This window comes from Kribbella voronezhensis (assembly GCF_004365175.1).
GTDB lineage: Bacteria > Actinomycetota > Actinomycetes > Propionibacteriales > Kribbellaceae > Kribbella > Kribbella voronezhensis.
In genome coordinates, this window is the sequence record NZ_SOCE01000001.1 from 5,180,663 (window position 1) to 5,198,934 (window position 18,272).

The window sequence follows — 18,272 nt, forward strand, 5'->3', positions numbered from 1 at the left end:
CAGTCACTGCGAGCCCGTATGCCGGTGGCCGTCTCCGCTGTACTGGTGCTGATTCCCTTGCTGGTGGCGATTTTCGGTCCGTTCGTGCCGCTGAAGATGAAGCCGGGTCTGCCCTATGAGAGCGGTACGCGGCTCGGGACGGACGGGCTCGGACGGGACGTGCTCCAGTTGCTGCTCGTCGGCGGCCGTACCGCGCTCGGGATGGCGGTGGGTGCCGTGGTGCTCGCCTATCTCATCGGCGGGACGATCGGACTGGTCGCCGCGTCGACGCGGCATCGCTGGGTCGACGAGGGGCTGATCCGGCCCCTCGACGTACTGCTGCCACTGCCCTCCTTGCTGGTGATCAGTGTGGTCGCGGTCGGCTGGCGGGCCTCGCCGTTGGCGATCACGCTGGCCGTTGCCCTGGTCAACGTTCCGACGGTGGCGCGGCTGGTGCGTGCGGCCGCGCTGGATGCCGCCAGTGGACCGGTGGTCGAGGCGTTGCGGATGCAGCGCGAGAGTTGGGTCGCCATCCAGCTCGGGTACGTCGGCCGCTCGGTGCTGGGGCCGGTCGCGGCCGATCTGGGCACGCGGATCACCCTGGCGGTCTTCCTTGTTGCCTCAGTCAACTTTCTGGGTCTGGGGCTGAGCCCGACCGCGCCCGACTGGGCGGTCAGTGTCTCGCGCAACCGGGAGGGCGTGCTGTTGCAGCCCTGGGCCGTGGTCGCGCCGGCGTTGATGCTGGTGGCGTTCACCCTCGGCTTCAACCTGCTCGCGGATCGCCTGGTGCACCGCTCGCGCCGCACAGCCACGGAGTTGGTGGACAGATGAAGCCACTGGTGGAAGTGCGTGGACTGTCTGCTGCGGCAGGGACAGCCGTCCTCGTTGACGGGGTGGACTTCAAGGTCTGGCCCGGGCAGGTGACAGCACTGGTCGGTGCGTCAGGGTCGGGCAAGACGACTTCAGCCCTTGCGCTGCTGGGCGAACGCGGCAGAGGAGTGCGCCTGTCGGGCGAAGTCGCAGTGGACGGCGTCAATCTGCTGCGGGTCGAGGCGCCGGGTGCACGGGCGGCGAGCGGTGGCGGCGTGGATCTTGCTGCCGCGGCGGCGATCCGGGGACGCGTGGTGGCCTACATGCCCCAGCACCCGGGGAGTGCGCTCAACCCGGCGAGGCGGATCGGTACGGCGATCGGTGAGTTGAGCAAGCTGCACAACCACGGGGTAGACGGTGTGGTGGAGGCGCTGCGGGCCGCGCAGTTGCCGGCTGATCGCAGTACGCAGCGCAGGTTTCCGCATCAGTTCTCCGGTGGACAGCGGCAACGGATCGCCTTGGCGCAGGCGCTTGCCTGCCGTCCGAAGGTGCTGGTGCTGGACGAGCCGAGTACCGGGCTGGATTCGATCACCCGGCTGCAGTTGGTGAGCGAGCTGAGGGAGCTGACCGACCGGGGCCTGGGCATCTTGTTGCTCAGTCACGATCTCGATCTGGTCCGCGCGCTGGCGCAGGACGTCGTGGTACTCGACGCCGGCCGGGTGATCGATGCCGGCGGTATCGATGTTCTTCCAGCCGCAACAAAACTCCAGGCCCGGCCGGGAACCACTGGCGCTTCAACACCGTTGCTCCAGGCAATGAATCTCTCCGCTGCGCTGCGTACACGCGGGCGTGATCCGATCCTGCAGGAGGTTGAGTTGGCCGTGCCGCCCGGTAGTTGCGTGGGTGTCGTCGGCCGCTCCGGCAGCGGCAAAACCACCCTGGCCCGTTGTCTGGCCGGCCTGCACGAGCGGCACACCGGCCGGATCACCCTGTCCGATCAGCCACTTCCCGTACTCCGGAAGCGGTCGGCCGAGCAAGCTCGCCAGGTCCAATATGTCTGGCAGGAGGTCCGCGGCTCCTTCGACGAGCGACGCCGCGTCGACGACCAGGTAGCCCGTACTGCGGAACGCCTGCGCGGGGTCGGCCCGGTCGAGGCGAAAGCCGAAGCCGTTGCCACCCTCGCTCGTCTCGGCGTCTCGGCAATGGTGGCCGCCAGACCGCCCAGTCAGCTGTCCGGCGGAGAGCTTCAACGGGCGGCGATCGCGCGAGCCCTCCTCGCCCGTCCCGAGGTGCTGATCTGCGACGAGATCACCACAGCGCTCGACGAGCACGGAACCGCCTTGGTGGTCGAGTTGCTGTCCGAGCTGCAAGGCAGCGGGATGGCCCTGATCTGGGTCAGCCATGACCTCGGGCTGGTCGCGGCGGTCGCCGATCGAGTGCTGGTGCTGGAGGCCGGCCGGGTGGTTGAAGTAGGGCCGCCGGCCACCGTGATGGCGAAGCCGGCTCACGAAACGACCGAGCGGCTGGTGAGGGCCGCGCGGCTCGGGCGAAGCGGAGTCGGGTTGCCCGCTGTGGATCCCGGGTCGCGCGCGCCCGCAGTACCGGAAGCCGTAGTACCAGAAGAAGAACCTCCGCCCGTGCTGACCAGTTGTGCCGACACGAGGAGCGAACCGCAGCGATGAAGCCGTCCCGATTGCACGATCATCTGGCCGAGGCGATCAAGGACCCCGACCCGATCCGCGTGGGCGACGAGCTGATCTGCCTGCGGTTCGAGACGATGAAGGTGTACTCCGCGCTCGGCGCGGTCCGGCACCTGCTCGACAGCGGCGCGGTGAAGCCGGGGGACACCCTGATCGACTCCTCCAGCGGGATCTACGCGCACGCGCTCGCGCTGGCCTGCCACCGGTACGGGATGAAGTGCCACATCGTCGGCTCGACCACCGTCGACCGGACGCTCAAGATCCAGTTGGAGATCCTCGGCGCCACGGTCGAGCAGGTGCCGTCGTCGAACAACCTGCAACTGGACCAGAACCTGCGGGTCCGCCGGATCGCCGAGATCCTGCGCGACAACCCGACGTACCACTGGATGCGGCAGTACCACGACGACATCCACTACCTCGGCTACGGCGCGGTCGCGGATCTCGTCGCCGAACTCGTGCCGTCGGGACCGCTCTGCCTGGTCGGCGGCGTGGGGACGGGAGCGTCGACCGGCGCGATCGCGGAGTTCCTGCGCCGGCGCGGGCGGGACGTGAACCTGGTCGGCGTCCAGCCGTTCGGCAGCATCACCTTCGGCGCCGGGCACACGCAGGACCCGGAGATGATCATCGCGGGGATCGGCAGCTCGATCGAGTTCCGCAACGTGCGGCACGACCTGTACGACCGGCTGCACTGGGTCTCCTTCGACTATGCGATGTCGGCCGCGGTCGATCTGCTCCGCACCTCCGGGGTTTTCGCCGGGCTGTCCGCGGGCGCGGCGTACCTGTCCGCGTTGTGGGAGCACAACTGCGACAGCAGCCGGCAGCACGTCTTCCTCGCGGCCGACACCGGCACCCGGTACGTCGAATCGGCCTTCGCCCGGCACGCCGAGGCGCGGCCGATGAACGCGATGCGGCCGCGCGAGATCGAGTCGCTGGACGATCTCGCCGTTCCGTGGTCGGCGATGTCCTGGGACCGGCGCGAGTCGGCCCAACTCCGGCGCGAAGAGTTTCCATCTGCGACTCCGTCGCATTAGAGTCTGTGCCCCAGCGCTGAAAGGCTGCCCCGCCATGACTTCTGTTGCCGCCCTCACCGAATCCGTCCTGGCGGGAGAACGCGGACCGTCGCCCGCCGATCTGTCGGTGATCAGCGCGTTCTGGCTGCATCACACCACCCGCTTGCCGGGCGCCGACGTCACCTACCGGAACTACTACCTGCTGCTCCGGGTCGGCGAGGTCTTCGGTGCCTGCTCCTTCGAGCCCGGCGAGCTCGACCCCTCGTACTGCGAGGAAGCCTCCGGGCTCTCCCTGGACAAACTGATCGGCGATGCACCACTCCCGGTCCGGATCGCCGCGCTCGATGCTTACCTCGCATCGGTCGAGCCGCATCACAGCGCACCTGGTGCCGAAGAGATCGTCCTGCCGGCCGGTACGCCGGACGTTCGCGCGCGGGCCCGGGATGCCGCGGTGGCCGGTCTCCTGGAAGTTCGGCCGGGCGCCAAGGTCGCGTTGATCGGCGTCGTCAACCCGTTGGTGGATGCGATCACCGAGCGCGGCGGGAGCTGTCTGCCCTGTGATTTCAACCTCGCGCGGACGGCTTCCGGGCTGCCGGTCTCTCGCGACATGACGGCGGTTGTCGACGCCGCGGATGCTGTCGTCGCGACCGGGATGACCTTGAGCAACGGAAGTTTCGACGTACTGCTCGATCGTTGCCGTGAGCAATCGAAGCCGTTGGCTGTCTATGCTCAGACCGGCTCCGCGGTGGTTCGCGCCTTCCTCGGGTCCGGGGTCACCGCGCTGTCCGCGGAGCCTTTTCCCTTTTCCCAGTTCAGCTCCCGCCCGACGAGCTTGTACCGCTATCAGTCGCAGGATGGAGACGTACGGACGTGAGCACGGACAACTCGACGCTCCGATCGAAAGCGGTCGCGGCGTCGACCGAGGTGCCGGGCGACTGGCGGATGGCGAAGCGGTTGTGGCCGTTCTTGCTGGCCTCGACGGTCAGCCTGATTCCGTTCACGGTGTTCGGGATGTATCTGGTACCGATCGCGGCCGCTGCGGACGGGAAAGTGGCGGAGATCGGCGGGCTGCGGGGGCTCGGCGGACTGGCCGCGCTGGTCGTCGGTGTCGCCGTGGCGCCGCTGATCGACCGGCTGGCCCGTGAGCTCGTGGCCGCGGGTGGCCTTGCGCTGCTGGGGATCTCGGCGGCATTGGGTGCTATCGGCAACGTCTTCGCGCTGGCCGCGTTCTGTCTGCTGATCGGGGCATCGACCTCGATCCTCGGACCGTCGATCGGCGCCGCCGCCGCGGACCGGTTCACCTCTCCGGCCGCGGCCGGCCGTGCGGCCACGCTGGTCTCCGCGACCACGTCGATGATGGCGATGCTGGCCGCACCCGTGCTCGCCGTACCGGGGATGGTCTGGGGTTGGCGCGGGAATCTGCTGGCCGCCTCGGCGATCTCACTGGTGTTGTCGGCGGCGTTCTTCTGGCGTGGCCGCGGGCGGACGGCGCCGGTCCGCGCGGATGGCGGCCGGCCTGGGTACGTCGCGACGTACCGGGCGTTGGCGCGGATCCCGGGCGCGCTTCCGTTGCTCGCGGTGGCGCTGCTGCGGACGGCCGCTTTCATGGGGTATCTGGCTTACCTGGCGGCGTTCTACGACGACAGGTTCGCTTTGGCCCCTGGGTGGTTCGCGCTGGTCTGGTCGCTCAGCGGGGCTTCGTTCTTCGTCGGCAATCTCTTCGCCGGCCGGTACCTCGCGCTCGAGCGGCCGTGGATCGGGCCGGAGAAACTGCTGGTGCTCGGGGTGGGCGTCGCGCTGGTCAGCGTCACCGCCTTCTACTTCTCGCCGACCTTGCCGTCGACGCTGGTGCTGACCGCCTTGATGGGTGCGAGCCATGCGACGGTCGCCGCCTGCGTCACGACATTGCTCGTACGGCGCAGTGGCGACCTGCGCGGATCGGCGTTGGGAATCAACGCCGCCGGGATGAGTCTCGGGGTGTTTCTGGGCGCGGCGGTCGGTGGACTCGGCCTCGGGCTCGGGGGTTACCCGGGTACGGCCCTGGCTTTCGCTTCGATCACCCTCGTAGCTCTCGTCTTCGCGTTCCGGGTGCGCGGGTAGGAGGTCTATCGTTCGGTCTCATGGACAACCTGCCCGAGCCTCAGAATCCGCACGCGCACCTGCGCGCCTCCGACACCGACCGCGATCAGGTCGTCGAGGTGTTGCGGGATGCGTTGATGACCGGGCGGCTGACGCAGGACGAGCACGCGGAGCGGCTGGAGCAGACGCTGAAGGCGCGCACGCTCGGTGAGCTCGAGCCGATCACGCAGGATCTGGCCGTGCCCGGGCAGGCCTTCCGGCCGGCCGCCGCGGCCGCGCCGTCGAACAGCCCGGTGCCGATCGAGGAGCCGGCCAACCCGGCCGACAGCTTCGAGACCGTGGTCGGCATCTTCGGCGGCGGCGAGCGCAGAGGCCGCTGGCGGGTCAAGCGCCGGACCAACGCGTTGTGCGTCTTCGGCGGCTACGACCTGGACATGACCGATGCGGTCTTCGAGGGCCGCGAGGTGACGATCTGGGCGATCGCGATCTTCGGCGGCGTCGACATCACGGTGCCGGACAGCGTCAACGTCCGCAACGAGGGCATCGGCATCTTCGGCGGATTCGCGGCCCGCGGTGGCGACGACCCCGACCCGAACGCCCCGACCGTCGTGGTCAAAGGCCTCGCCCTCTTCGGCGGCGTCGGCGGCCAGACCAGTTCCCGCCGCCACCGCAACCGCAACCGCGACCGAGGACACGGCCGGCTAGGGCACTAGATCCAGGACTTGAACCACATGCGGTTGAGCCAGGCCGAGTGGGGGAGGACCTTGTCGGTCAGGATCGGCCAGATGTAGGCGAAGTTGAGCACGACCAGGACGACGAAGGCGCCGACCACCGCGCTGCCGATCAGCCGCCGCGGGGTGGCGGCCTGCATGGCCGTCCGGGCCGGGCCGAGGATCTTGCCGAGCACGAGGGACAGCGCGATCACCGTGAACGGGATCATCGTCACCGCGTAGAAAAAGAAGATCGGCCGGTCGTCGAAGGCGAACCAGGGCACCCAGCAGGTGACGAAGCCGACGACGGCCACGCCGAACCGCCAGTCCCGCTGGCCGACCCACAGCACCAGGGCCGCGAGCAGCGCCAGGGCACCGCCCCACCACAGCAGCGGCGTACCGACCGCGGAGATGACCGACAGGCAGTTCTGGTTCCTGGCGTCGCAGCCCGGCTGGCCGGGCTTGATGTCGTTGACCGCGTCGAAGCCGATCGGCCGGGCGATGATCGGCCAGCCGGCCGGGTGCGACTGGTACGGGTGGGTGGCGTGCCTGATGTAGTCGCCGGTGTGGAAGGCCAGCACTTCCTGGTGGTAATGGATCAGTGACCGGAAGTCGTCCGGAACCACCTTCATCACGCCGTGCGCCGGGTTCTTGGACGCGTAGTCGTGGTCGTAGGCGTTGTCGTGCAGCAGCCAGCCGGTCCAGGTCGCCGTGTAGGTGACGACCGCGACCAGCACGATGCTGAGGAACGCGGGCAGGCCGTCGACCAGCGCCGACTTCCAGAACGCGTGCCGTACGCCGATCATCCGGCGCGCGCCGAGATCCCAGGCGAAGACGAGCAGCCCGAACCCGGCCATCACCCAGATGGCGCTCCACTTGGTGCCGAGCGCGAGACCGAAGCAGACACCGGCCGCGAGCCGCCACGGGCGGACCAGCATCAGGCGGCCGACCGCGCCCTCGGCCTTCTGGTCCAGCGAGTCGGCCAGCCGGCGCCGGCTCCAGTCGCGATCGGCGACCAGGCAGGAGACCGCGGCGACCAGCCAGAAGGCGAGGAAGATGTCGAGCAGCGCGACCCGCGACATCACGAAGTGCAGGCCGTCGACCGCGAGCAGGAGGCCGGCGATACAGCCGATCAGCGTCGACCGGGTCATCCGGCGCACGACCCGGATCAGCAGCAGGACGGTCAGGGTGCCGAACAGGGCCGGCATGAACCGCCAGCCGAACGTGTTCATCCCGAACAACTGCTCACCGGCGGCGATCATCCACTTGCCGACCTCGGGGTGCACGGTCAGGCTCGGGGTGGTCTTGAAGACGTCCAGGTTGCCGGCCAGGATCGCCTTGTCGGCGGCCCCTTCGGGCTTGTCGATGAACTGCAACGCGTACCCGTGCTTGAGCAGCGAGTACGCGTCCTTGGCGTAGTAGGTCTCGTCGAAGACGAACTTGACCGGGTTGCCGAGGTTCCAGAACCGCAGGATCGCGGCCATCGCCGTGATCGCGAGGGTGGCGATCCAGCCGCCCTCGAAATCCCGCGGCATCGGCGGGTACAACCGCTGTTTCAGCGGCGGCAGCCGGCGCCCCTGGACGTCGCGCCCGAGCGTCTCCCGCACCTCGGCGGCCGTCGCGGTGTCGTCATCGATCACAGCAGTCACGCGGCCATCGTACGGAGCCCCGGATACCACCGCGTCCCGACACCGCCTCGACCGGCTGCGAGGATGGCTCCATGACCGGGCGATTGGTGTTGGCGGGGACTCCTATTGGGGATCTGGGGGATGCGTCGGCGCGGTTGGCGCGGGTGTTGGGGGAGGCCGATGTGGTGGCCGCGGAGGACACGCGGCGGCTGCGGCGGTTGACGACGGAGCTCGGGATCGTGGTGCACGGGCGGGTGCTGAGCTTCTTCGAGGGGAACGAGCGGGAGCGGACGCCGGAGCTGGTGGCGGCGCTGCTCGAGGGGCAGACCGTGGTGGTGGTGACGGACGCGGGGATGCCGAGCGTCTCCGACCCGGGGTACCGGTTGGTGGCGGCCGCGATCGAGGCGGAGATCCACGTGACCGCCGTACCGGGGCCGTCCGCGGTGCTCACCGCGCTGGCGCTGTCGGGGCTGCCGGTGGACCGGTTCACCTTCGAGGGGTTCCTGCCGCGCAAGCCGGGTGAGCGGACGAAGCGGTTGCAGGAGCTGGCCAAGGAGCCGCGGACGATGGTGTTCTTCGAGGCGCCGCACCGGCTGGCGGCCTCGCTGGAGAACATGGCCGAGGCGTTCGGCGCGGACCGGCGTACGGCGGTGTGCCGTGAGCTGACCAAGACCTATGAAGAGGTCAAGCGCGGTACGGCGGCCGAACTGGCCGAGTGGGCCATCGATGGCGTCCGCGGCGAGATCACCGTCGTCGTCGCCGGGGCAGACCAGACGAAGATCCTCGGCCCGGACGAGCTGGCCGCGGAGGTGGCTGCCGACGAGGAGGCGGGGACGCCGCGCAAGGAGGCGATCTCGGACGTCGCCAAGCGCTTCGGGGTGCCCAAGCGAACGGTGTACGACGCCGTACTGGCCGCTCGGCACCCTGGTAAATAACAGTGGCACGCCCGACTACGCTTGAGGCATGCCGGAGAAGTCCTTTTACGTCACCACCCCGATCTACTACGTCACGGCTCCGCCGCACATCGGCAGCGCCTACACGACGGTGGCCGGGGACGTCCTGACCCGTTGGCACGCCCAGCGGGGCGAGCGCAAGTGGTACCTGACCGGTACCGACGAGCACGGCGAGAAGGTGATGCGCAGCGCTGAGGCGCAGGGCATGTCTCCGCAGGCGTGGACGGACAAGCTGGTCGAGGAGTCCTGGAAGCCGGCCTGGGTCGACGTCGACATCGACTACGACGACTTCATCCGGACCACCGAGAAGCGGCACACCGACCGGGTCCGCGACTTCTGGCAGACGCTCTACGACAAGGGCGACGTCTACAAGGGTGAGTACGAAGGCCTGTACTGCGTCGGCTGCGAGGAGTTCAAGCTCCCCACGGACATCCGCACCGACGAAGACGGCACCCAGCGCTGCATGATCCACGGCACCGAGCTGGAGACGGTCTCGGAGACGAACTACTTCTTCCGCCTGTCCGCGTACGCCGACCGGCTGATCGAGTTGTACGAGTCGCAGCCGGACTTCGTCGCGCCGTCGAGCGCGCGCAACGAGGTCATCTCGTTCGTGAAGCAGGGGCTCCAGGACCTGTCGATCACCCGATCCACCTTCGACTGGGGCATTCCGGTGCCCTGGGACGAGGAGCACGTGCTCTATGTCTGGATCGACGCGCTGCTCAACTACGTGACGGCCGCCGGCTACGGCACCGATCCGGAGCGCTTCGAGCAGCTCTGGCCGGTCGACGTGCACCTGGTCGGCAAGGACATCCTGCGGTTCCACGCGGTGATCTGGCCGGCGATGCTGATGGCCGCGGGCGTCGCCGTACCGAAGCAGGTCTTCGCGCACGGCTGGCTGCTGGTTGGTGGCGAGAAGATGAGCAAGTCGAAGCTGACCGCGATCGCGCCGAACGAGATCACCGACCACTTCGGCTCCGACGCGTTCCGGTACTACTTCCTCCGCACGATCCAGTTCGGGTCGGACGGCTCGTTCTCCTGGGAGCACCTGAACGCGGTCTACACCTCGGAGCTGGCGAACGGCCTGGGCAACCTGGCCAGCCGGATCGCGGCGATGGTCGGCAAGTACTTCGACGGCGAGCTGCCCGAGGCTGTCGACCACGGGCCGGCCGAGCAGGCGCTCGCGGACAAGCTCGCCTCGACGGTCGCGGCCGCGGACAAGGCGATCGACACGCTCGCCTTCCAGGAAGCACTGACGGCGATCAACGACCTGGTCGGGGCGGTCAACGGGTACGTCTCCGAGCAGGAGCCGTGGAAGGTCGCGAAGGACGAAGCCCAGCGCGACCGGCTGGCGACCATCCTGTACACCTCGGCCGAGGTACTCCGCGCTGTCGCGGTGCTGCACAACCCGACGATGCCGAAGACGGCCGCCAAGCTGTGGACCCTGCTCGGCGCCGACGCCAAGCTCGGCCCACTGGCGGACCAGCGCGTCCAGGACGCCGGCACCTGGGGCCAGCTCCCGGCGGGCTCCGTCCTGGTCAAGGGCGACGCCCTCTTCCCGCGCCTCGCCGAGGTCGAGGCGTAGGTTTTCGGCAGTTTTCGCCGACGGGGAATACCTCCGCTGCCGGTATCGGTTGATGCTTCAAGTAACTCCAAACTTGAAGCATCAACCATCTCAGCGGAGGTTTCTCATGCAGGCGGTCGTGTACGAAGAGTTCGGTGGTCCTGAAGTACTGCAGACGCTCGAGATCGACGAGCCGCATGCGGGGCCTGGCGAGGTGCGGATCGCGGTCCGCGCCGCTGGGGTGAACCCGATGGACTACAAGCTGCGCCGGGGTTGGTTCAACGCGGAGGCGGCCGTGTTCCCCGTCGTACCGGGCTTCGAGGTCGCGGGCGTGGTGGATGAGGTCGGCGACGGCGTGACCGAGTTCGTGGTCGGGGACGAGGTCGTCGGATGGGGCAAGACCGGCACCTTCGCGGAGTACGCCCTCGCCGGGGTCGTTGCGAAGAAGCCGGCCGAGGTGTCGTTCGAGGAGGCCGTGGCGCTTCCCGTCGCCGGTGAGACGTCCGCACGGGCGCTTGGCCTGCTCGGCGTGACGGCCGGCGAAACCGTACTGATCCACGGCGCGGCCGGTGGTGTAGGCGCAGTGGGCGTCCAGCTCGCACTGGCGCTCGGCGCGACCGTGATCGGCACAGCAGCCGAGGCGAACCACGACTACCTGCGCTCGCTCGGTGCCATTCCGGTCACGTACGGCGAAGGCCTCGTCGACCGGGTCCGCGCGGTCGCACCCCAGGGCATCGACGCGGTCTACGACGTGGCCGGCAAGGGCGCCCTTCCGGACTCCATCGAACTCCGCGGCGGCACCGACCGCATCGTCACCATCGCCGATCCCACCGCCGCCGACCACGGCATCGCCTTCTCCGCCGGCGGCACCCCACCCGAGGTCCAGGCCGCCGGCCTGCGCGAGCAACTCGAACTCGCCGCCACCGGCAAGCTCAAACTGAAGATCGCCGAAACCTTCCCCTTCACCGACGCCGCCAAGGCCGCCGAAATCTCCGAATCCGGCCACGCCAAGGGCAAACTCGTCGTCAAGCCCTGACCGTATTCACAGTCGGCAGAAGTGTTCGAGCGGCGGCGGACGGGAAGCTCCCGTCCGCCGCCGCTGTTTGACGCTTTCTTACAAGAGGTACCTGTGGGGTCGGGGCTAACGTCTGGTGGGTGGACGAAAGGAGTCCGGAATCGTGACTGGATATGTGGCTACGGCCGAGGCCGAGATCAGTGCTTCGCCGGATCAGGTGTGGGATGTGCTGACGGATCCCGAGCAGATCAAGAAGTTCATGTTCGGGACCGAGGTGAAGACCGACTGGCAGCCGGGGAGTCCGATCAGCTGGCAGGGGGTGTACGAAGGGAAGGACTACGAGGACAAGGGTGAGATTCTCGCGGTGGAGCCCGGGCGGTTGCTGAAGGTGACGCACTACAGCCCGTTGAGTGGGCAGCCGGATGTGCCGGAGAACTATCACACACTCACCTACGAACTGGCCGATCGCGGTACGAAGACGCACCTGTCGCTCAGCCAGGACAACAACGCCAGCGAGGAGGAGGCCGAGCACTCGCGCGGGATGTGGGAGATGCTCGTGAACGGCGTGAAGGAGGCCGCGGAACGCGGCTGACCCGGCCGACCGTCGTACCGGGCACATTCCGGGCACATTCTGGGCATCACCGGGCCCCCGGTTACGGGACACTAGCCGTGATGACCGGTACGACGGTGGTCGGCGGCGCGGCGCCCGCTCGGCCGGGACCCGCCACGACGACCACCCGGCCAGGACCGGAGCTCGGGCTCGGACTGGTCGGCTGGTGGCTGCTGGTCCCGATCACGGCCGTCCTGCTGCTCGCCTGGATCGGCGACTCCGGCGGCGAGAGCATCCGGTTCTTCGTCACCTGGCTCCTGGCGGTCCTGTTCCCCGGCACCCTGCTCTGGCGAGCCCTGGCCGGCGGTCGGTCGGTGACCCAGGACCTCGGGTTCGGTGCCGTTCTCGGCCTCGCCTGGCAGTTGGCGACCTGGGCGATCTGTACTGCGATCGGCATGCCGCTCCTGCAGTGGGCGGCCGCCGCACTCCTCGTGCTCACCTTCGTTGTAGTCCCCGCGCTCAGACCGAACCTCGGCCTGCGGGCAACGGCGACTGCGCCTCCTCGCTGGTGGCACGCGCTGCTGGTGACGAGCCTGATTCTGGCCGTACTGCGAACTGTCGCCGCCCTGCTCCGGCAACTTCCGCTGCCGCCGGAAGCCGCCGTCCGCAGCCAGGACATCTGGTACCAGCTCGGGATCGCCCAGGTTCTCACCGAGCACGTCCCACCGCCCGATCCATCGGTTCTCGGTGAGCCGCTGATCTACCACTGGTTCGCGACCGCCTCGATGGCCAGCGGGTCGGTGATGTCGGACGTGGATCCGCCGCAGGTGCTCCTGCATCAGTGGCCGATCACGATGGTGCTCACCCTCGTGCTGGTCAGCTGGGCGGCCGGTGAGGCGCTCAGCGAACGGCAGTGGGTAGCCCCGATCGCCGGAGCGCTGGCCGCGGTACTGCCTGGTGGGCTGCAGTTGGCGTCGTCGCCGTCGGTCAACATGACGGGCGCGCAGTCGGTTCAGTCGCCGACCGGAACGATGGCGGCGGTCGTGCTGCTCGGGCTGGTGGGACCGACGGTGCTCATCCTGCGTCGGCAGGCGGGCCCGGGTGCCTGGGCCGCCATGGTCCTGCTGCTCGCGCTCGCCGGCGGAACGAAGCCGACGCTGCTCCCGATCATGCTGGTCGGGTTCTTCTGCGCGGGAACGTTCAGCTGGCTGAAGGACCGGCGGCCGCCCTGGCGGATCGTCGTCCTGGTGAGCCTGGCGGGATTGTTGCTCTTGGCATCTTCCTTCACGCTGATCGGCAGTTCCGGGGGAAGCAGGGTCCAGTTCTTCGCGGCCATGAGGGTCCAGCCGTACTACCAGGCCGTGACCGGTGACCTGTCACTGCCGGCCACCGGCGGCTGGTTCATCCAGGCCGTGGCGTCCGGCGATCCCCGGATGATCCTGTTCATCGCGACCCTCGTCACCTGGTACCTGGCCACCGAGACGCCGAGGCTGCTCGCCTTGCTGGGCTGGTCGATCGACCCGGTACGCCGCGATCCGGCGTACTGGTGGAGCGGGGGATGTGTGCTGGCGGGGGTCGGCATCACCTTGATGCTGTCGCACACCGGCTATTCGGAGTACTACTTCCTCACTGCCGTCCTCGCTCTCGGGATGGTCGCGGTCGTTGCTATCGGCGCCAATCTCGCGCGTCGGCAGGACTTGCTCAGTCTGGTCGTCACTGCCTGGGTGGGGGCGCTCACGGCGAGCGCCCTGTTCCTGTATTGGCCTGTGAAGCCAGGCGTTCACACTGTCGCGAGAGCTCTCACTGGTCTGGTGGTTCCGTTCGCGATCCTCGCAGTCGTAGGGGCGCTGGTGATCCTGGTGGTGAACCGGGCCCGCGACGCCGCCGCCATCGGCCTACAGGTGATCGTGCTGACGGTCGCGGCCAGTCTGCCGGCGCAACTGGTCAGCCTGGGGACCGCGCTCGAGAATCTGGTCAGCCCGCGGCCGGCGCCGAACGAGACGAGCCGGCTCTATCTGACCCGCGACGAGCAGGACGCGATGCTGTGGCTGCACAAGCACAAGAAGGACGACGACGTTGCTGTCAGCAACGTGTTCTGCCTGCCGGCGCGGTTCCGGCCGGGCTGTCCCGAGGACGCGTACTGGGTGTCGGCGTTGAGCGGGGTACGGCTCTATCTCGGTGGGTGGGCGTATGCGCCGGCGAACCTCGGCGCCCACTACGACACCAGCTTCCTGACCCGGCCGCCGCCGTGGCCGGATCGCTTGAAGGACAGCCTGAACGCCGTCGAGAAGCCGACACCGGCGTTGCTCACCCGGCTGAGGAACCAGGTGGGGGTGGACTGGATCGTGGCCGACCTGCGGGCCGGCCCGGTGTCGCCGCTGCTCGACAAGCTCGCCGTACCGGCCTTCAGTAATCGCGACATCCGGATCTACCGGCTTAAGTAGGCTGGGCCTCATGTCTACCGACAACGTGGAGGTCGAACGCCCGACGCGGGAACGCGCTGCCGTCGGAGAGGACGGGCGGTCCCGGGACCGGACCCGGCCGGCGGTGCCGGATCCGCTGCCGATGAGCGTGGTCGACGCGCACTGCCACCTGGACATCGCGGACGGGGAGGACGGTGCCTGGCTGGGAGCCGCCGAGGCGATCAAGCTGGCCGCATCCGTCGGGGTGACCCGGATCGTCCAGGTCGGCTGCGATCTTCCGGGCGCGCTCTGGGCGGTCGAGGCCGCCGAGCAGTATCCGAACCTGATCGCGGGCGTCGCCCTGCACCCGAATGAGGCGCCGAGGCTCAAGGCCGCCGGTGAACTCGACGGCGCGCTGGCCGAGATCGAGCGGCTGGCGACGAGTTCGGACAAGGTCAGGGTGATCGGTGAGACCGGGCTGGACTACTTCCGGACCGGTGAGGACGGACGGGCCGCGCAGCACGAGTCGTTCGCCGCGCACATCGAGCTGGCGAAGCGGCTCGGCAAGACGCTGATGATCCACGACCGGGACGCGCACGACGACATCCTCGCCGTACTGGATCGCGAAGGCGTCCCGGACCGGCTGGTGATGCACTGCTTCTCCGGCGACACCGAGTTCGCCCGCAAGTGTGTCGAGCGCGGGGCGTTCCTCAGTTTCGCCGGCGTCGTCACCTTCAAGAACGCGCAGTCGCTGCGGGACGCGCTCGCGGTGACGCCGCTCGACCGGGTGCTGGTGGAGACGGACGCGCCGTACTTGACGCCGTCGCCGCATCGCGGTCAGCCCAACGCGTCGTACCTGATCCCGCACACGGTTCGCAAGATGGCCGGCGTCCTCAACATCTCCGTCGCCGAACTCTGCGAAGCCCTGTCGGCCAACGCCGACCGCGCCTTCGGCGGCAAGTGGTAGACACGCCGTATGGAGTTCAGTGAGGTCGTCCGGCGGCGGCGCATGGTCCGGAACTACGATCCGTCCCGGCCGGTGCCGGCGGAGATCCGCGAGCGGATCCTGGAGAACGGCCTGCGGGCCCCTTCCGGCGGGTTCAGCCAGGGCTGGGCGTTCCTGACCCTCGAAGGCGACGACCGGGAGCGTTACTGGCGGATCGCGGCCGAAGATCCGGATCCGAAATATGTGGAGTGGGTCACAGGGCTGCGCCGGGCGCCGCTGCTGATCTTCGCCTTCGCGCACAAGGACGCGTACCTCGACCGGTACACCGAGCCGGACAAGGGCTGGACCGACCGCGACGAGTCGCACTGGACGGCGCCGTACTGGTACGTCGACACCGGCATGGCGGCCCTGCTGATGCTGCAGACGGTGGTCGACGAAGGCTTGGGTGCTTGCCTTTTCGGGCCTCCGGCCGAGAAAGTCGGCCGGCTGAAAGAGGAGTTCGGGGTACCGGACGGCTTCGATCCGATCGGGGTCATCTCGATCGGGTACCGGGCCCCCGACAAGCGGTCGCCGTCGCTCAAGCGAGGGCGTCGCAGTACTGCTGAAGTGGTGCATCGCGGGCACTGGGGCCGTCACGAGCAGTAAGCGGACCATTACACCTTTTTGCGACTCGCCGACCAGCGGATTGGCGCTTCCGGGACTTCTTCGTTACTGTCTCGTGATGTTGGCCGGGATCGGGGAAGGTCCCGGACAGCACGCCCCTCGGCGGAGACCATGATTTCCAGGCCCTGCAACCTGGCATACGTGGCGTCCGCCAGTGCTGTCCCACCCCGTGCCCGGGTAGCTCTACCTGGGAGCATTAGTGCGCAAGTCCATCATCGCGGCCGTCGGTGCGACGGCTGTGTTCGCCGTCGTGGGCGGCAGTGTGGCTTATGCCGACAAGAGCAAGACCGTGAGTCTGTCCATCGACGGGCAGGTGCAGAAGGTGCACACCTTCGGCTCCACCGTCGCCGATGCTCTGAAGGCGAAGAAGATCCAGGTCGGCGAGCGCGACCTGGTGGCTCCGGCCCTGGATGCCAAGCTCCAGGACGGCCAGGAGATCGCGGTGCAGTACGGCCGCCAGCTCATCGTGAACGCCGACGGCACCAAGAAGACTTTCTGGACCACGGCGGACAGCGTGAACGAGGCGCTGGCCGACCTGGGTCTGCGCTACGACACCGCCGCGGTCTTCTCCACCAGCCGGAGCGCCCCCATCGGCCGCCAGGGCCTGGAACTCGACGTCCGTACGCCGAAGGTCGTCCAGTTCGTCCAGCGCGGCAAGGTCGTCCAGGTGAAGTCGATGGCGATGAACGTGGCCGAGGCGCTCAAGGGCGCCGGGGTCTCGTACGACGCCAACGACCGGATCACCCCCGGGACCGCCGCGGTGCTGAAGCCCGGCACGGTCAACCGGATCACCATCGTCCGGGTCGACGTCAAGACGGTGAACGCCGTCGAGTCGATCGCCTTCGGTAAGAAGGAGACGAAGTCGGCCACGATGCTCGAGGGCGACACCAAGACGACCGCCAAGGGCACGGCCGGCAAGAAGTCGGTCAGCAAGGTCCTGACGTACGTCGACGGCAAGCTGATCAGCACCAAGATCGTCGCCAGCAAGGTGATCACGGCGCCGGTCGACGAGCTCGTCACGGTCGGCACCAAGAAGGCCCCGACCGGCGAGACCAGCACCCCGCCGACCGGTGGTAACACCAGCGCCTGGGACCGGATCGCCGAGTGCGAGTCCGGCGGCAACTGGTCGATCGACAGCGGCAACGGGTACTACGGCGGCCTGCAGTTCGACCACGGCACCTGGGTCGCGTACGGCGGCGACGCCTACGCGAACAACGCCAACGGTGCGAGCAAGGCGCAGCAGATCGCGATCGCGGAGAAGGTCAAGGCCGACCGCGGTGGCTACGGCGCCTGGCCCGTCTGCGGCAAGCGGGCGTGACGTAGTGCCAGACTGGCCCGTGTGACCAGCGCTGATTCATCCACTTCCGCCGGACCGAGACTCCTCGGTCCGGCGGAAGTGCGTTCACTGGCCGCCTCGCTCGGGCTCCGGCCCACCAAGCAGCGCGGCCAGAACTTCGTCATCGACCCGAACACGGTGCGCCGGATCGTCCGCGCCGCCGACCTGGCCCCGGCCGGCGAGACCGTGCTGGAGGTCGGACCCGGACTCGGCTCGCTCACGCTGGCCTTGCTTGCCGAGGGCCACCGGGTCACCGCCGTCGAGATCGACCCACTGCTGGCCGGCGCCCTGCCTGGGACGGTCGCTGAATATGCGCCTGGGCAGGCCGCTGCGCTGACCGTCGTCCTCGCGGATGCGATGGCTGTCTCAGCCGATCAGCTCGGCACTCCGGACGCCTGCGTGGCAAACCTGCCGTACAACGTCGCCGTACCGGTCCTGCTGCATCTGCTCGAGATCGCCCCGACGATGCGGCACGGGCTCGTGATGGTCCAGTCGGAGGTCGCGGACCGGCTCGCCGCCCCACCCGGCTCCCGGACGTACGGCGTACCGTCCGCCAAGGCCGCCTGGTACGCCGATGTGCGGCGGGCCGGGCCGATCGGGCGGAACGTGTTCTGGCCGGCCCCGAACGTGGACTCCGGATTGGTTGCCTTCTCCCGCCGTCCCGCCCCGGAGACCCCGGCGACTCGCGCCGAGGTCTTCGCTGTGATCGAGGCCGCGTTCTCGCAACGCCGCAAGACCGTCCGCTCGGCTCTGGCCCGCTGGATGCCCGACCGGGCCCGCCTCGACGCGGTGCTGGTGGCCGCCGGCATCGACCCGACGCTTCGTGGCGAGATGCTCGGCATCGAGGAATTCGCCCGCATCGCCGGGGCGAGTCACCAGGCTCTGTCGCCACCTCCGGCCGACGCCACGTAGTACAGGCAACTGGTGCTG

At 68.7% G+C, this 18,272-nt stretch carries 16 protein-coding genes; 15 read left to right on the forward strand and 1 reads right to left on the reverse strand.

Annotation, left to right across the window (positions count from 1 at the left end; genetic code table 11):
• Positions 1–18 precede the first annotated feature (18 nt).
• The 6 genes from EV138_RS24220 to EV138_RS24245 are packed head-to-tail and all read left to right on the forward strand — an operon-like array spanning position 19 to position 6,291.
• Positions 19–810, forward strand: a complete 792-nt coding sequence (locus tag EV138_RS24220; protein WP_238158447.1) for an ABC transporter permease — start codon at positions 19–21, stop codon at positions 808–810.
• Positions 807–2,471, forward strand: coding sequence for an ABC transporter ATP-binding protein (locus tag EV138_RS24225; protein WP_133981076.1), 1,665 nt, complete (start codon positions 807–809; stop codon positions 2,469–2,471). The genes EV138_RS24220 and EV138_RS24225 overlap by 4 nt, the downstream gene beginning before the upstream one ends.
• Positions 2,468–3,520, forward strand: coding sequence for a pyridoxal-phosphate dependent enzyme (locus EV138_RS24230; RefSeq protein WP_202866810.1), 1,053 nt, complete (start codon positions 2,468–2,470; stop codon positions 3,518–3,520). Before EV138_RS24225 ends, EV138_RS24230 begins: the two co-directional genes overlap by 4 nt.
• A 34-nt stretch (positions 3,521–3,554) precedes the next feature.
• Positions 3,555–4,373, forward strand: coding sequence for a Rossmann-like domain-containing protein (locus EV138_RS24235; RefSeq protein ID WP_133981077.1), 819 nt, complete (start codon positions 3,555–3,557; stop codon positions 4,371–4,373).
• Positions 4,370–5,599, forward strand: coding sequence for an MFS transporter (locus EV138_RS24240; protein WP_238158320.1), 1,230 nt, complete (start codon positions 4,370–4,372; stop codon positions 5,597–5,599). The genes EV138_RS24235 and EV138_RS24240 overlap by 4 nt, the downstream gene beginning before the upstream one ends.
• A gap of 20 nt (positions 5,600–5,619) precedes the next feature.
• Positions 5,620–6,291, forward strand: coding sequence for a DUF1707 SHOCT-like domain-containing protein (locus EV138_RS24245; protein WP_133981078.1), 672 nt, complete (start codon positions 5,620–5,622; stop codon positions 6,289–6,291).
• Here the strand turns inward: EV138_RS24245 and EV138_RS24250 are convergent.
• Complete coding sequence (locus EV138_RS24250; protein WP_166678754.1) at positions 6,288–7,823, reverse strand: dolichyl-phosphate-mannose--protein mannosyltransferase; 1,536 nt, start codon at positions 7,821–7,823, stop codon at positions 6,288–6,290. The genes EV138_RS24245 and EV138_RS24250 overlap by 4 nt on opposite strands.
• Positions 7,824–8,008: 185 nt before the next feature.
• On the opposite strand from EV138_RS24250, the gene rsmI reads away from it, so the two are divergent.
• From rsmI to rsmA, 9 genes are all read left to right on the forward strand, one after another.
• The gene (gene rsmI / locus EV138_RS24255; RefSeq protein ID WP_133981080.1) at positions 8,009–8,851 is read left to right on the forward strand and encodes a 16S rRNA (cytidine(1402)-2'-O)-methyltransferase; all 843 of its coding nucleotides are present in this window, start codon (positions 8,009–8,011) and stop codon (positions 8,849–8,851) included.
• Between the two features lie 28 nt (positions 8,852–8,879).
• Positions 8,880–10,451 (forward strand): methionine--tRNA ligase, encoded by a 1,572-nt coding sequence (gene metG / locus EV138_RS24260; RefSeq protein WP_133981081.1) that lies wholly within the window; start codon positions 8,880–8,882, stop codon positions 10,449–10,451.
• A 106-nt stretch (positions 10,452–10,557) separates the two neighbouring features.
• Complete coding sequence (locus EV138_RS24265; RefSeq protein WP_133981082.1) at positions 10,558–11,466, forward strand: NADP-dependent oxidoreductase; 909 nt, start codon at positions 10,558–10,560, stop codon at positions 11,464–11,466.
• Positions 11,467–11,608: 142 nt separating this feature from the next.
• Positions 11,609–12,037 carry an SRPBCC domain-containing protein gene (locus EV138_RS24270; protein ID WP_133981083.1) on the forward strand — a complete coding sequence of 143 codons (429 nt, stop codon included), beginning with the start codon at positions 11,609–11,611 and terminating at the stop codon, positions 12,035–12,037.
• Between the two features lie 80 nt (positions 12,038–12,117).
• The gene (locus tag EV138_RS24275; protein WP_238158321.1) at positions 12,118–14,439 is read left to right on the forward strand and encodes a hypothetical protein; all 2,322 of its coding nucleotides are present in this window, start codon (positions 12,118–12,120) and stop codon (positions 14,437–14,439) included.
• 10 nt (positions 14,440–14,449) lie between these two features.
• Positions 14,450–15,364: a TatD family hydrolase gene (locus EV138_RS24280; RefSeq protein ID WP_133981084.1), complete on the forward strand. Its 915-nt coding sequence runs from the start codon at positions 14,450–14,452 to the stop codon at positions 15,362–15,364.
• Positions 15,365–15,373: 9 nt separating this feature from the next.
• Complete coding sequence (locus EV138_RS24285) at positions 15,374–15,988, forward strand: nitroreductase family protein (protein WP_133981085.1); 615 nt, start codon at positions 15,374–15,376, stop codon at positions 15,986–15,988.
• A gap of 217 nt (positions 15,989–16,205) precedes the next feature.
• Entirely contained in the window at positions 16,206–17,324 is a 1,119-nt protein-coding gene (locus EV138_RS38205) for a resuscitation-promoting factor (protein WP_133981086.1), read from the forward strand.
• Between the two features lie 78 nt (positions 17,325–17,402).
• Positions 17,403–18,254, forward strand: a complete 852-nt coding sequence (gene rsmA / locus EV138_RS24295) for a 16S rRNA (adenine(1518)-N(6)/adenine(1519)-N(6))-dimethyltransferase RsmA (RefSeq protein WP_238158322.1) — start codon at positions 17,403–17,405, stop codon at positions 18,252–18,254.
• Positions 18,255–18,272: the final 18 nt, after the last annotated feature.

Coding starts and splice junctions, on each gene's coding strand:
- EV138_RS24280 (WP_133981084.1), top strand. CDS start 14,450: ATGTCTACCGACAACGTGGAGGTCGAACGCCCGACGCGGGAACGCGCT.
- EV138_RS24275 (WP_238158321.1), top strand. CDS start 12,118: ATGACCGGTACGACGGTGGTCGGCGGCGCGGCGCCCGCTCGGCCGGGA.
- EV138_RS24250 (WP_166678754.1), bottom strand. CDS start 7,823: ATGCCGCGGGATTTCGAGGGCGGCTGGATCGCCACCCTCGCGATCACG.
- metG (WP_133981081.1), top strand. CDS start 8,880: ATGCCGGAGAAGTCCTTTTACGTCACCACCCCGATCTACTACGTCACG.
- EV138_RS24235 (WP_133981077.1), top strand. CDS start 3,555: ATGACTTCTGTTGCCGCCCTCACCGAATCCGTCCTGGCGGGAGAACGC.
- EV138_RS24230 (WP_202866810.1), top strand. CDS start 2,468: ATGAAGCCGTCCCGATTGCACGATCATCTGGCCGAGGCGATCAAGGAC.
- EV138_RS24285 (WP_133981085.1), top strand. CDS start 15,374: ATGGAGTTCAGTGAGGTCGTCCGGCGGCGGCGCATGGTCCGGAACTAC.
- EV138_RS24245 (WP_133981078.1), top strand. CDS start 5,620: ATGGACAACCTGCCCGAGCCTCAGAATCCGCACGCGCACCTGCGCGCC.
- EV138_RS24225 (WP_133981076.1), top strand. CDS start 807: ATGAAGCCACTGGTGGAAGTGCGTGGACTGTCTGCTGCGGCAGGGACA.
- EV138_RS24265 (WP_133981082.1), top strand. CDS start 10,558: ATGCAGGCGGTCGTGTACGAAGAGTTCGGTGGTCCTGAAGTACTGCAG.
- rsmI (WP_133981080.1), top strand. CDS start 8,009: ATGACCGGGCGATTGGTGTTGGCGGGGACTCCTATTGGGGATCTGGGG.
- EV138_RS24220 (WP_238158447.1), top strand. CDS start 19: ATGCCGGTGGCCGTCTCCGCTGTACTGGTGCTGATTCCCTTGCTGGTG.